The organism is Myceligenerans pegani (genome assembly GCF_014892515.1).
GTDB classification, from domain to species: Bacteria; Actinomycetota; Actinomycetes; order Actinomycetales; family Cellulomonadaceae; genus Myceligenerans; species Myceligenerans pegani.
Genome location: NZ_JADBGR010000104.1, coordinates 1 through 12,762, shown reverse-complemented (window position 1 = coordinate 12,762; position 12,762 = coordinate 1). Strand labels below are relative to the sequence as shown.

Genomic DNA, 12,762 nt, shown 5'->3' with positions numbered 1-12,762 from the left:
CTAGCGTGGAGCGGCGAGCGGCGTCAGTCCGCCGGCCCGGACGGCCGGCCCGGCAGGAGCCGGTCCAGTGCCACCGCCAGCTCGATCGAGTCGCCGTCCTTGCCGCCGGCGCCGAGGACGAGCGGCGGCCGCTTCGGCTCCGGGCGCACGCCCCGGAGCCGGTCGAGCACGGTCAGGGGCGCGGTCAGGACGTAGAAGGCACCGTCGTCGGACACCGCGGCCGTGCGGTCCGTGCGCAGGTACCAGCCGCGCAGCGGCGTGCGGGCGGTCCCCCGGCCGCCGTACCCGCGCACCACGAGCGGCTCGGGCGCGAGTCCCGCGTCGCGGGCCGCCGCCACGAACGCGGCGAGCATCGCCTCGGCGCGTACGTGCTCCGCGTCCTGCCGCTCACGCAGGCGTTCGGCCTGCAGGCGTGCCGCCTCGGTGCGTTGCTGCGCCCACGACTGTCCCATACCCGGATCACTCCCCCGAGACGCCCGGCTCCAGGTTCCAGTCCGGACCCGCCAGCCAGTGGTCCAGCGGGTAGCCCGCCCCGACGTTGTGCGCGACGAGCCGCCACGCCGGATGCGCCTGCGGATCGGCCGCGTGCAGGTGTGACCAGTGCACGTTGTGCAGGCCGCTGATACCCCGCCACTCGACGGGATCCTGGCCCAGCAGCAGGGTGAGCGTCAGCGTGATCGCGGCACCGTGCGAGACGACCACGAGCGTGTCCTCGGCGCCCAGCCCGGCCGCGTGCTCCAGCACCGCGGCGGACATCCGCTCCGCGACCGCCGCGCGGGACTCCGCACCCGCCCGCACGGGATCGGCCCCGGCGCGCCATGCCGCGTGCTCGGCGGGCCAGCGCGCCGCGATCTCCTCGCCGCTCAAGCCCTCCCACTCGCCGAACGAGCGCTCCCGCAGCCGCACGTCCGGCTCGACGTCGGCCCCCACCAGCTTCGCGTAGGCGGTCGCCGTGTCGAGGGCGCGCTGCAGGTCGCTCGCCACCACCTTCGTCGCCGTGTGCGACGACGCGAGCGCGTTCGCGCCCTGCTCGGCCTGCCAGCGGCCGACGTCGTCCAACGGGATGTCGATCTGCCCCTGGAGGCGCTTGGAATGGTTGTAGGCGGTCCGGCCGTGACGCAGGAGGACGATGGTGCCCGCCGTCACTGACGCAGCTCCGGGTCGAGGTGGATGGCCGCGTCGGTGTCGGTCCCGCCGAACTCGGCGGTGTCGCCGCCGCCCTGGGCGTCCTCGGGCAGCTCGATCTCCGGGCAGTCCTTCCAGAGCCGCTCGAGCGCGTAGTACACGCGGTCCTCGGCGTGCTGCACGTGCACGACGACGTCGCCGAAGTCCAGCAGCGCCCAGCGCGCCTCCGAGATGCCCTCCCGGCGGATCGCCTTCGAGCCCGCCTTGTGCATCGCCTCCTCGACGGCGTCGACGATCGCCGACACCTGGCGTTCGTTCGTCCCCGACGCGATGAGGAAGATGTCGGTGAGCACGAGCTGATCGCTCACGTCGAGCGCGATGATCTCCTGCGCCTTCCGGTCGCTCGCCGCACGCGCCGCGACGACGGCGAGCTCGCGCGCGCGTTCGGTCGCCGTCATGCGAGCCCCGCCCCGGGAAGCACCGCGACGACCGGCGCGGCGGCCTCGTCCGCACCGTAGGAGCTGTCCTCCTCCAGGACGAGCTTCCAGATCAGCAGGCCCAGCACGAACGCCACGACCACGAGGATGACGTAGTGCAACCAGGTGTAGGACGGACCGGGATCCTCCTCCGTCTCGTCCCAGTCCTCCTCGGCGCGCGGATCGTTGCGGGCGCCCTGCGGCCGTCCGCCGACCATCATCTCGAAGCCCTGATCGGGCGCGCCGGGGCCACCGGGGCCGCCCGGACCCGGCGGTGCGCCAGGTGGCGCGCCCTGGACGCCCAGGGCGGGCGGGAACGGCGACGCGCCCGGCACCTCCCCGGGGCCGGACCCGCCCCCGGGTCCGGGCGCCGGGGCGTTCCGGCCCCACGGCAGGCCCGCGGGCGCCACCTGCGTGGCCTCGGCCCGGGGCGGGTTCGCACCGCGGTCGCCGAACGGTGAAGCAGGGCTCGCGGGCCGGGTGGTCTGACCGCCCGGCGCCCCCGGGGCCCCAGGACCACCCGGGGCTCCCGGGGCCGCCTGGCCAGGGCCGCTGCCGGGTGCCGGTGCGGCGGGGCCCCAGGGCGCTCCGGCCTGCGGCACCCGGCGCACGGTCTCGTCGGAGAAGTCGTCCGGTGCCGGCGGCGGGGATCCTGGCGTCCGGGGCGCGAACGGGCTCTGGGGACCGGTCGGGCCGCCGGCGGGTCCGGCCGGGGCGGGTCCCGCCGGGGCGCCACCCCGGCCACCGAACGGGCTCTGCTGACCCGTCGGGCCACCGGCCGGATCCGCCGGGGCGCCGGTACGGCTCGGGAACGGGCTCGGCGGGCCGGTCGGACCGCCGGCCGGACCCGCGGGCGTGCCGCCACGCCCGCCGAACGGGCTCTGCGGCGCCGTCGGGCCACCGGCCGGATCCGCCGGTGCACCGGATCGGCCGGGGAACGGAGAGGATGAGCCGTTGGCGGGGGCGCCGCCGCGGGGCGGCGGGAACGCCGTCGGAGCGTCGCCGCCGGGCACGCCACCTTGCTGCTGCACGGGCGTGAGCCGGCCCGTCGCATCCACACCGCGGGTCCCGGACGCCTGCGGCGGCCGTGCGACCGGCGGCGGCGCGGAGGGGAAACCACCGGCCTGCGGCCCCGCGCCGCCCTGCGGCGGGCCGCCCGGGGCCTGTCCACCGCCTTCCGCGGCCGCCCGCGCCGCGGCCTCACGCTCGCGGATCTCGCGCCGCGTCAGAGGCCGACCATTGTTGTCACTCATCCTGAAGACCTCGATACAGTCCGTGCTTCGCGATGTACTGGACCACGCCGTCCGGCACCAGGTACCACACCGGCAGCCCGGCACCCGCACGCCGACGGCAGTCGGACGACGAGATCGCGAGCGCCGGAACCTCCAACGTCGTCACCCCGTCCGTGGGCAGCCCTTCCACGGTCAAGCGATGCCCCGGGCGTGTGACCGCCACGAAGTGTGCCATGTCCCACAGCCTCTCGGCATCTTTCCACGTGAGGATCTGCTGGATCGCGTCAGCGCCGGTGATGAAGTAGAGATCGACGTCGGGCCGCTCGAGCCGCAGGTCACGCAGGGTGTCCACCGTGTAGGTGGTCCCGGGGCGGTCGATGTCGACCCGGCTCACCGTGAACTGCGGGTTGGACGCCGTGGCGATCACCGTCATCAGGTACCGGTGCTCCGGCTCCGTGACCTGCTGGTGGTGCTTGAGCCAGGGTCTGCCGGTGGGGACGAAGACGACCTCGTCCAGGCCGAGCCGCGCGGCGGCCTCGCTCGCCGCCACGAGGTGACCGTGGTGGATGGGATCGAACGTCCCACCCATCACGCCGATACGGGGCCGCTGAGCAGTCACTGGCGCCGATCCGACCGCGGCCTCAGTGACCGGTGTCGTCGTGGGAGACCGGGACGTCGGCGTGCCGGTTGTTCACGTTGCGGAAGGCGAAGGTGAACAGCAGGCCGGCCACGAGCGTGCCGAAGGCGATCAGGCCGAACGCGAGCGGCGGAAAGGGCAGCTCGGCGGCGTGCCCGGTGGTGGATTCGGCAATCTGGACCGCAGTGTGCAGCACGGATGTCCTCCTGTGGTTCGTGCTCAGGTGGGCCCTAGTCTCTCACGCCGGGCCCGGCGTCCCGTATCCGGACGGTGAGGGTCCGGAGAGATCCTGCGGAGACTACGGCTTCACGTGGCCGTCGCCCTGCACGATCCACTTGGTCGTGGTCAGCTCGCTCAGGCCCATCGGGCCGCGGGCGTGCAGCTTCTGGGTGGAGATCCCGATCTCGGCCCCGAGGCCGAGCTCGCCGCCGTCGGTGAACCGGGTGGAGGCGTTGACCATGACCGCGGCGGAGTCCACCTCGGCGACGAACCGCTCGGAGGCCGCGAGGTCGCGGGTCACGATGGCCTCGGTGTGTCCCGAGGACCAGGTGCGGATGTGATCGATCGCCTCGTCGAGGGAGTCGACCACCTTCACGCCGAGCTCCAGCGCGAGGTACTCGGTGGCCCAGTCGTCGTCGGTCGCGGGGATCGCCGTCGCGCCTTCCGGCGCGTACTCCATCGCGCGCGGGTCACCGTGCAGCACCACCCCGGCGCCGGCCAGCGCGGTCAGGGCGGCGGGCAGGAACGCGGGGGCGGCGTCGGCGTGCACCAGGAGCGTCTCGGCAGCGTTGCACACGCCGACCCGCTGGGTCTTGGCATTCATCGTGATGTCGACGGCCATCTCGACGTCAGCGGTGGCGTCCACGTACACGTGCACGTTCCCGACGCCGGTCTCGATCACGGGAACGGTCGACTCCGCGACCACGGTCCCGATGAGGTCGGCCCCGCCGCGGGGGATGAGGACGTCGACCAGGCCGCGGGCACGCATCAGCGCGCGGGCGCCGGGGCGGCCGTGCGCGTCGATGGTCTGCACGAGGTCCGCGGGCAGGCCCGCGTCCTCCAGTGCGGCACGCAGCACCTCGACGATCACCCGGTTCGACGACGCCGCCGCGGAGCCGCCGCGCAGCACCGCCGCGTTGCCGGACTTCAGGGCGAGGACCGCGGCGTCGACGGTGACGTTCGGCCGGGCCTCGTAGATCATCCCGACCACACCCATCGGGACGCGGAGCTGCCGCAGCCGCAGACCGTTCGGCAGGGTCTGGCCACGCACGACCTCTCCGACGGGATCGGGCAGACCCGCCACCTCACGGACGGCGTCGGCGATCCGCCCGATCTTCTCCGGGGTCAGCACCAGCCGGTCGAGCAGGCCGGACGACATGCCGTTCGCGCGGCCCCGCTCCATGTCCTCGGCGTTCGCCGTCACGATCCGGTCGGCGTCGGCGACCAGGCCGTCCGCGATCGCGCCGAGCACGGCGTCCTTCGTGGCGCGGTTCGCGGTGGCCAGCGCCCGCGACGCGACCTTGGCACGACGCGCGATCTCGCGCACCGCGGCAGCGGCGTCGTCCGGGGACTGCGGGATCGGCGCGGTCCCGGCCTCGCCGGGAGCGCGCTCCTCCGACGCGCGGGAGGTGGGCCCGGTGTCAGATGCAAGGCTCGTCATGCCCCGAGCCTACGGCCCGACGCCGCCGCACGCCGGGAGTTATCCACAGGCTGAGCGGCGATGGAACCCGGCGCCCCGGGCCCGCGAGCGCTCACACCGTGCCGTTGTCCTCCAGCACCAGGTCGTCGCGGTGCACGACCTCGCGGTCGTAGCCCTCGCCGAGCTCCTCCCGCAGCGCGTGCGTGGTGCGGCCGAGCAGGGCGGGCAGGTCCGCGGAGCCGAACGCCACGAGCCCGCGCGCGACCACGGTGCCGTCGGGCCCGACGAGCTCGACAGGGTCGCCCGCGTCGAACGTCCCCTCCGCCTTCGTCACCCCGGCCGGGAGCAGCGACGCGCGTCCGCCGCGGACCGCCCGTACCGCGCCGTCGTCCAGGTGGATCCGGCCCTCGATGCCGGCCGCGTGCGCGATCCACAGCCGGCGCGCCGTCGTCCGGCGGCCGGTGGCGGCGAAGAACGTGCCGGTGTCCTCGCCGGCGAGCGCGCCGGCCGCGTCGGCGGCGCGGGTGAGGACCACGGGGATCCCGTCGCCGGTGGCGATGCGCACCGACTGCAGCTTGGTGACCATGCCGCCCGTGCCGACCGCGCTCCCCCGGGCCGTCACCTCGACGCCGGCGACGTCCGACAGCCGCGCGACGTGCGGGATACGCCGCGTGCCCGGCCGCGAGGGCGGTCCGTCGTAGAGCCCGTCGACGTCGGTCAGCAGCACGAGGGCGTCGGCCCGCACCAGGTGCGCGGCCAGCGCCGCGAGCCGGTCGTTGTCGCCGAACTTCAGTTCGGCCGTGGTCACCGCGTCGTTCTCGTTGATCACGGGAACGACGCCGAGCGCGAGCAGTTTCTCCAGCGAGCGCTGCGCGTTCGCGTAGCGGGAGCGGCGCACCGTGTCCTCGGCGGTGAGCAGCACCTGTCCGACCCGCAGGCCGTGGCGGGCGAACGCCTCCGTGTACCGGGCGACGAGCTGCCCCTGCCCCACCGACGCGGCCGCCTGCATGGTGGCGAGGTCGCGCGGGCGAGCCGGCAGGCCGAGCGGGCCGATCCCCGCGGCGACCGCGCCGGAGGTCACCAGGACGATCTGGCTGCCCGTCCCCGGATCGGTCACCCGGGCCGCCAGCACGTCGACGAGCGAGCGGAGCGCGCCCTCGTCGAGGTGCCCGTCCGGGCGGGTCAGCGAGGACGAGCCGATCTTGACGACGATACGGCGCGCGGCAGGCAGCGCGGCACGGGAGGAAACGGGGGCCACTCCCCCATCATCACCGGCGGCTCCGCCCCGACGCTCGCCCATTTCGCCAGACGGTATATGTTCGGGCGACCGCAACCGGTCCCGGGCCGCCGGAAGGGTAGCGAAGACCGAGGACGCGACGCAGGAGCGCCCGCAGGGCTGAGCCCGGCGGCTCCGGAAAGCACTGACCTCTCAGTCGTCGTCGGGGTCCGTCCAGATGCCCGACTCGCGCTCCGTCCAGAGCTCGCGGCGGGCCTCCGCCTTGGCGTCCATCCGCTCGGTGAACTCGCGCCGCTTCTGCGCGCGGGTCGGGCGCGTGACGTCCTCCAGGCGCAGATCCGTGCCCCGCGCGCCGAGCAGTTCGGGCCCGGTGGTCAGGGTGGGCTCCCAGTCGAACACGACGGCGTTGTCCGGATCACCGATCCGTACCTCGTCACCGGCCACCGCGCCGGCCTTGAACAGGCTGTCCTCGACGCCGAGCCGCTCCAGCCGGTCCGCGAGGAACCCGACCGCCTCGTCGTTGTTGAAGTCGGTCTGCTTGACCCAGCGTTCCGGCTTCGCGCCGCGCACCTCGAACCAGTAGTCGCGCTCGCCGCCCTTGCGGGTCACGGTGAAACCCGCGGCGTCGACCGGCTTGGGCCGCAGCACGATGCGCTGCGGCTCGGGCTCCGGCGCCGCCGCGCGCGCCTCCTCGACGATCCGCGCCAGCGCGAACGTCAGCGGGCGCAGGCCCTCGTGGGAGGCGGTCGAGATCTCGAACACCCGCAGGCCCCGGGCCTCCAGGTCGGGCCGGACCATCTCGGCCAGGTCGCGCGCGTCGGGCACGTCGATCTTGTTCAGGACCACGATGCGCGGGCGCTCGGCGAGCGGCACCCGCCCGCCCTCGATCCCCAGGTCGCCCGCGTACGCCGCGAGCTCCGCCTCGAGCGTGTCGAGGTCGCTGACCGGGTCGCGCTGCGGCTCCAGCGTGGCGCAGTCCAGCACGTGCACGATCACCGCCGTGCGCTCGATGTGCCGCAGGAACTCGAGACCCAGGCCCTTGCCCTCGCTCGCCCCGGGGATCAGGCCCGGCACGTCCGCCACGGTGTACCGGGACTCCCCGGCCTGCACCACGCCGAGGTTCGGCACGAGCGTCGTGAACGGGTAGTCCGCGATCTTGGGGCGCGCCGCCGAGATCGCGGCGATCAGCGAGGACTTGCCCGCGCTCGGGTAGCCCACCAGCGCGACGTCGGCGATCGTCTTCAGCTCGAGGACGACCTCGGCCTCCTCGCCCGGCTCGCCGAGCAGCGCGAACCCGGGCGCCTTGCGCTTCGGCGAGGCCAGCGCCCGGTTGCCCAGGCCGCCCTTGCCGCCGCGTGCGACGACGTACTCCGCGCCCGTCCCGACCAGGTCCGCGAGCACGTTGCCGGCGCGATCCTTGACGACCGTGCCGTCGGGGACCCCGAGGACCAGGTCGGCACCGTTGGCCCCGTCCCGGTCGTCGCCCATGCCCTGGGTGCCGTTCGGGCCGCGGCGGTGCGGCGAGTGGTGGTAGTCGAGCAGCGTGGTCACCTGCGGGTCGACGACGAGCTTCACGGAGCCGCCGTCGCCCCCGTTGCCGCCGTCGGGGCCGGCGAGCGGCTTGAACTTCTCGCGGCGGATCGACGCGACGCCGTGCCCGCCGTTCCCGCCCGCGGCATGGAGCACGACGCGATCGACAAAGCTGGCCATGAATCGATCCTCTCAGGATTTACCGGGTTGGCGCCGAGACAGCCGGCGGTTCGGGCACCGGATGCCCGCGCGGCCCCCTCCGGGGGCTCGGCCCGGACAGGGGAACACGGCGAGAGGGGCGTGCCCGGCCGGGCACGCCCCTCTCGCAGGAGCCGGGGATCAGGCCCCGGCGGTCTCGACGATGTCGATGACCTTGCGGCCGCGGCGCGTGCCGAACTGCACGGCGCCGGCGGTCAGGGCGAACAGCGTGTCGTCGCCACCGCGACCGACGTTGTTGCCCGGGTGGAAGTGCGTGCCGCGCTGGCGCACGATGATCTCGCCCGCGTTCACGACCTGGCCACCGAAGCGCTTCACGCCGAGGCGCTGGGCGTTCGAGTCACGACCGTTGCGCGAGGAGCTCGCGCCCTTCTTGTGTGCCATCTCTGCTGACCTCTTTCGGGAAGAATGGTCGCCGGGCGACGCGCCCGGCGGAAGCTCACTTGATGCCGGTGACCTTGAGGCGGGTCAGCGGCTGGCGGTGGCCCTGCCGCTTCCGGTAACCGGTCTTGTTCTTGTACTTGAGGATCGTGATCTTGGGGCCCTTCTCGTCCCGCACGACCTCGGCGGTGACCTTGACCTTGGCCAGCGCGGCCTTGTCGGTGGTCACCTTCTCCCCGTCGACCAGCAGCAGAGCGGGCAGCTCCACCGACTCGCCCGGCTGCGCCGGGACACGGTCCATGACCACGATGGAACCGACGGACACCTTCTCCTGCCGGCCACCGGCCTTGACGATCGCGTACACCACTTGAACTCTTCTCCTCGTCTTGGCGTGCGCGCACGACGTCGGTCACCGGCTTGGCTGGAACTCTCACCGCCGCGGCGGTCGAGTGCGGTGCGCCATGGGCACGCGGGACAGGTGCGCAGAGCGCGCACCGACGTCCAAGATTACGGGATACGACCACGCCGTTCAAACCGCACGCCCTGTGAGATGGTCGACGGCGGCCCGCCGCCCCCTCCCGCACCGCCGCGGCGGCCCGGGCCACGGCCTACGCTGTGAGGTATGGCCGACGACGCCGTCGCGCGCGCGATGCAGGCCGTGCCGCGCACCGGCTTCCTCCCCCACAGCCAGCGCCCCTTCGCGGGTGCCGACCACCCGCTGCCCATCGGCCAGGGCCAGACGTCCTCGCAACCCAGCACCGTCGCCGACATGCTCCGCCTCCTGCGCGTCCCCCGGCGCGCTCGGGTGCTGGACATCGGGGCCGGGTCCGGCTGGACCACCGCCCTCCTCGCCCACCTGACCGGCCCGGACGGTGAGGTGCTGGGCGTCGAGCGGCACGCCCGGCTGGCCGAGTGGGGCGCGGAGAACGTGGCGGCGACCGGGATGGGATGGGCGCGCGTCGAGCCGGCGCGGCCGGGCATGCTGGGCGCGCCCCGGCCGGACGGCTGGGACCGGATCCTGGTGTCGGCGACGGCGAACCGGCTGCCCCGGGAACTGGTGGACCAGCTCGCCCCGGGCGGTCTCATGGTGATCCCGGTCCGGGGCCGGATGCTGCTCGTGGAGCGCCACGCGAACGGCGACGTCCGCGTGAGCGAACACGGCGGCTACCGCTTCGTCCCCCTGGTCGAGAACTGAACCGACAATCCGGGAAGCTCGGACGACACCGCGCGACAATCGCACGTCACCCGGGATCCCATGGACAGAGTCACTTCCCTGAGGCCATCGCGTCAACGGGAGCGTCGGACCGTACGACGGAGGGCCGCCACCCCGTTGGGGTGACGGCCCTCGCTGGAAGGTCAGCGGCCCAGGAGCCTGGACCAGAAACCCTTCCTCTGCTGGTTCTCAGGCGACCTCGTCGCCGGCTCCTTTGGGCGGTTCGGGCGTACCACCGCCATCCGGCACCTCGTCACCGGCCGAGTCGTTCCCGGGCGCCTCCGGGCCGGCGTCGTCGCGCCTGGCCGAGCGGTCCGGCAGGACGATCGCGTCGAGCGACGCGGACGACGGCGACGCCGCCCGCTCCCCCGCGCCGGTCTTCGGCGCGGGCAGGTCGAGCTCGAACTTCGGCTCGGGCCTGGCGCCCGGCAGCGCACCCGGCGCCGTCTCGGCGCCGGCCACCGGCTCCGCGACCGGCTCGGCCTCCGCCACGGCGCCCGCGCCGGAAGCGGCCGGGCTCACGTCCGGCGCCGCACCGGCGCCGGACCTGGCGTCCTCGTCCTCGTGGGCGTGCTGCGCCGCGGCGGCGATCGTCGCCAGCCGCGCCTTGACGTCCGCGCGTTCCTCGGAGCTCTCCTCGGGCAGCACCGCCGCGCCCGGCGAGGTCGAGCCCTTCGCCACGGACGGGACCTCGGACCCCGTCTTGCCGCCCCGCTTGCGGCGCTTGCGCGCACCGCCGGAGCCGGCGTCGGACTGCTCGCCACCGGACGACCCACGCTCGATCGGGTGGTCGTGCACCACGAACCCACGCCCGTTGCAGTGCTCGCAGGTCTCGCTGAAGGCCTCGACGAGGCCCTGTCCCACGCGCTTGCGGGTCATCTGCACCAGGCCCAGCGAGGTCACCTCGGCCACCTGGTGCTTGGTCCGGTCCCGGCCCAGGCACTCGACCAGGCGCCGCAGGACGAGGTCGCGGTTCGACTCGAGCACCATGTCGATGAAGTCGATGACGATGATGCCGCCGATGTCGCGCAGGCGGAGCTGCCGCACGATCTCCTCGGCCGCCTCGAGGTTGTTCCGCGTGACGGTCTCCTCGAGCGTGCCGCCCGCACCGGTGAACTTGCCGGTGTTGACGTCCACGACGGTCATGGCCTCGGTGCGGTCGATCACCAGCGAGCCGCCGGACGGCAGCCACACCTTGCGGTCCATGCCCTTGGCGAGCTGCTCGTCGATGCGGTGCTCGGCGAAGACGTCCCCGGGCTGCGCCCACTTGGTCACGCGCTCGCGCAGGTCCGGGGCGAGCTCGTCCACGTAGGCCGAGATCTCGTCCCACGCCCGCTCGCCCGCCACCACGAGGGAGGAGAAGTCGTCGTTGAAGATGTCGCGCACCACGCGGATCGCGAGGTCGGGCTCACCCTGGAGCAGCACCGGGGCGGACTTCTTCGACCGGTCCGCCTTCGTCGTGATGGCGTCCCACTGGCTCTGCAGCCGCTCGACGTCGGCCCGCAGCTCCTCCTCGCTCGCGCCCTCGGCGGCCGTGCGCACGATCACGCCGGCGCCGTCCGGCACCACCTCGCGCAGGATCTTCTTGAGGCGGTTGCGCTCGGTGTCGGGCAGCTTCCGGCTGATCCCGGTCATGCCGCCGCCGGGCACGAACACCAGGTATCGCCCGGCAAGCGTGACCTGCGACGTCAGACGCGCTCCCTTGTGCCCGATCGGGTCCTTGGTGACCTGCACCAGCACGGTGTCGCCGGACTTCAGCGCCTCCTCGATGCGGCGCGGCTGCCCGTCCGCGATCCCGGCCGCGTCCCAGTTCACCTCGCCCGCGTACAGCACGGCGTTGCGCCCCTTGCCGATGTCGACGAACGCGGCCTCCATGGACGGCAGCACGTTCTGCACGCGGCCCAGGTAGACGTTGCCCGCCATCGACACCTGCGACTGCTGCGAGACGTAGTGCTCCACGAGCACGCCGTCCTCCAGCACCGCGATCTGCGTGCGCCCGTCCAGCTCGCGCACCACCATGGACCGCGTCACCGACTCGCGGCGTGCCAGGAACTCCGCCTCGGTGACGATCTGGCGCCGGCGTCCCGCGTCGCGCCCCTCGCGTCGGCGCTGCCGCTTGGCCTCCAGCCGGGTCGACCCCTTGAGGGCCGTCACCTCGTCCGAGGAGCCGCGGCCGCTGCGGGCGGCCTCGGCCCGCTCGGCGCGGCTGCCCCGGCGCCGGCGACGACGGCGGCGGCTGCCCGAATCCCCCTCGTCGCCCGCGCCCTCGTCCGTGTCCTCGGGCTCGTCGGCGGGAGCGTCGTCGCCCTGCTCCTCCGACTTCTGCCCGTCCTGCTCGTCGTCCTGATCGTCGTCCTGGCGCGCGTCACGCAAACGCCCGCCGCGGCGGCCCCGACCGCCCCGACGCCGCCGACGGCGGTTCGGGCGGGAGTCGTCGTACTCCTCGTCCTCGTCGAGGTCCTCCGGACCGAGCTCGGTCAGCTCGATGCCCTCGGCGGCCAGCTCCTCCTCGATGACGGCGACCTCGTCCACGGCCGCGGCGTCGTCGTCGCTCAGCTCGGCGGCCTGGAAGCGCGGGGCGGCGGCCGCCGCGTCCTCCGTCCGGGCGGCGGCGTCCGGCTCGCCCGCGGCACGGCCCGACCGGCGGCTCGACGTGTCCCGCTGCCCCGCCCCCGTGCGGACGTCGGCGGACCCGGCCGCTCCCTCGTCCCGGCCGCCGGCGGCCTCGGCCTCCGGCGCCGCCTCGGTCTCGTCAGCGGTGTCGGCGGCCGCCGCGGCCGCGCCCGGCATCGTGAAGCCGGGCTCCCGGCGCGGACGCTGCACGGCCGTCAGGTCGGGCGCCTGGAACAGCAGGGCAGTGGTGGCCAGGCGCGGCGTGGTCCTGGGCCGCTCGTCCTTCTTGGCGGCCTCCTTCTCGGCCGCTCTCGCCTCACCGACCGCCGTGTCCGACGACAGCGCCGCGGTCCCGGCCCGTCGCGTGGCCCCGCTCCGGGGCGCCGACGTCGTCCGCTCGCCCTCGCCCGCGGCCGTCTCCACGGCGGCGGGCTCGGCGGCCCTGCGGGACCGGGTCCGGCGC

At 74.4% G+C, this 12,762-nt stretch carries 13 protein-coding genes; 1 reads left to right on the top strand and 12 read right to left on the bottom strand.

Annotation, left to right across the window (positions count from 1 at the left end; translation table 11 throughout):
• Positions 1-23: 23 nt before the first annotated feature.
• From IIE03_RS18010 to rplU, 11 genes are all read right to left on the bottom strand, one after another.
• On the bottom strand, positions 24-452 hold the full coding sequence (locus tag IIE03_RS18010) for a hypothetical protein (RefSeq protein ID WP_192864150.1): 429 nt from the start codon (positions 450-452) through the stop codon (positions 24-26).
• A gap of 7 nt (positions 453-459) precedes the next feature.
• The gene (locus tag IIE03_RS18005) at positions 460-1,146 is read right to left on the bottom strand and encodes a histidine phosphatase family protein (protein ID WP_192864149.1); all 687 of its coding nucleotides are present in this window, start codon (positions 1,144-1,146) and stop codon (positions 460-462) included.
• Positions 1,143-1,583, bottom strand: a complete 441-nt coding sequence (gene rsfS / locus IIE03_RS18000) for a ribosome silencing factor (RefSeq protein WP_192864148.1) — start codon at positions 1,581-1,583, stop codon at positions 1,143-1,145. Before rsfS ends, IIE03_RS18005 begins: the two co-directional genes overlap by 4 nt.
• Positions 1,580-2,854, bottom strand: a complete 1,275-nt coding sequence (locus tag IIE03_RS17995) for a hypothetical protein (RefSeq protein ID WP_192864147.1) — start codon at positions 2,852-2,854, stop codon at positions 1,580-1,582. The genes rsfS and IIE03_RS17995 overlap by 4 nt, the downstream gene beginning before the upstream one ends.
• A complete protein-coding gene (gene nadD, locus IIE03_RS17990; protein WP_192864146.1) occupies positions 2,847-3,452 on the bottom strand; it encodes a nicotinate-nucleotide adenylyltransferase in 606 nt (201 codons plus the stop codon). The genes IIE03_RS17995 and nadD overlap by 8 nt, the downstream gene beginning before the upstream one ends.
• A 22-nt stretch (positions 3,453-3,474) precedes the next feature.
• Positions 3,475-3,666 (bottom strand): hypothetical protein, encoded by a 192-nt coding sequence (locus tag IIE03_RS17985; RefSeq protein ID WP_192864145.1) that lies wholly within the window; start codon positions 3,664-3,666, stop codon positions 3,475-3,477.
• Between the two features lie 102 nt (positions 3,667-3,768).
• On the bottom strand, positions 3,769-5,130 hold the full coding sequence (locus IIE03_RS17980) for a glutamate-5-semialdehyde dehydrogenase (RefSeq protein ID WP_192864144.1): 1,362 nt from the start codon (positions 5,128-5,130) through the stop codon (positions 3,769-3,771).
• Positions 5,131-5,221: 91 nt separating this feature from the next.
• On the bottom strand, positions 5,222-6,409 hold the full coding sequence (gene proB, locus IIE03_RS17975) for a glutamate 5-kinase (RefSeq protein WP_192864143.1): 1,188 nt from the start codon (positions 6,407-6,409) through the stop codon (positions 5,222-5,224).
• A 129-nt stretch (positions 6,410-6,538) separates the two neighbouring features.
• A complete protein-coding gene (obgE, locus tag IIE03_RS17970) occupies positions 6,539-8,056 on the bottom strand; it encodes a GTPase ObgE (RefSeq protein ID WP_192864142.1) in 1,518 nt (505 codons plus the stop codon).
• Positions 8,057-8,215: 159 nt separating this feature from the next.
• Positions 8,216-8,476: a 50S ribosomal protein L27 gene (gene rpmA / locus IIE03_RS17965; RefSeq protein ID WP_192864141.1), complete on the bottom strand. Its 261-nt coding sequence runs from the start codon at positions 8,474-8,476 to the stop codon at positions 8,216-8,218.
• A 55-nt stretch (positions 8,477-8,531) separates the two neighbouring features.
• Positions 8,532-8,840 carry a 50S ribosomal protein L21 gene (rplU, locus tag IIE03_RS17960; RefSeq protein ID WP_192864140.1) on the bottom strand — a complete coding sequence of 103 codons (309 nt, stop codon included), beginning with the start codon at positions 8,838-8,840 and terminating at the stop codon, positions 8,532-8,534.
• A 255-nt stretch (positions 8,841-9,095) separates the two neighbouring features.
• Between rplU and IIE03_RS17955 the strand changes: the two genes are divergently transcribed.
• Positions 9,096-9,668, top strand: coding sequence for a protein-L-isoaspartate O-methyltransferase family protein (locus IIE03_RS17955; RefSeq protein ID WP_192864139.1), 573 nt, complete (start codon positions 9,096-9,098; stop codon positions 9,666-9,668).
• Between the two features lie 207 nt (positions 9,669-9,875).
• Here IIE03_RS17955 and IIE03_RS17950 read toward each other — a convergent pair.
• Positions 9,876-12,762, bottom strand: a 2,887-nt coding sequence (locus IIE03_RS17950; RefSeq protein ID WP_408632857.1) for an Rne/Rng family ribonuclease, incomplete at its 5' end; no start/stop codon positions are given.

Coding starts and splice junctions, on each gene's coding strand:
- rpmA (WP_192864141.1), bottom strand. CDS start 8,476: ATGGCACACAAGAAGGGCGCGAGCTCCTCGCGCAACGGTCGTGACTCG.
- proB (WP_192864143.1), bottom strand. CDS start 6,409: ATGGGCGAGCGTCGGGGCGGAGCCGCCGGTGATGATGGGGGAGTGGCC.
- IIE03_RS17955 (WP_192864139.1), top strand. CDS start 9,096: ATGGCCGACGACGCCGTCGCGCGCGCGATGCAGGCCGTGCCGCGCACC.
- IIE03_RS17995 (WP_192864147.1), bottom strand. CDS start 2,854: ATGAGTGACAACAATGGTCGGCCTCTGACGCGGCGCGAGATCCGCGAG.
- IIE03_RS17980 (WP_192864144.1), bottom strand. CDS start 5,130: ATGACGAGCCTTGCATCTGACACCGGGCCCACCTCCCGCGCGTCGGAG.
- obgE (WP_192864142.1), bottom strand. CDS start 8,056: ATGGCCAGCTTTGTCGATCGCGTCGTGCTCCATGCCGCGGGCGGGAAC.
- rsfS (WP_192864148.1), bottom strand. CDS start 1,583: ATGACGGCGACCGAACGCGCGCGCGAGCTCGCCGTCGTCGCGGCGCGT.
- IIE03_RS18010 (WP_192864150.1), bottom strand. CDS start 452: ATGGGACAGTCGTGGGCGCAGCAACGCACCGAGGCGGCACGCCTGCAG.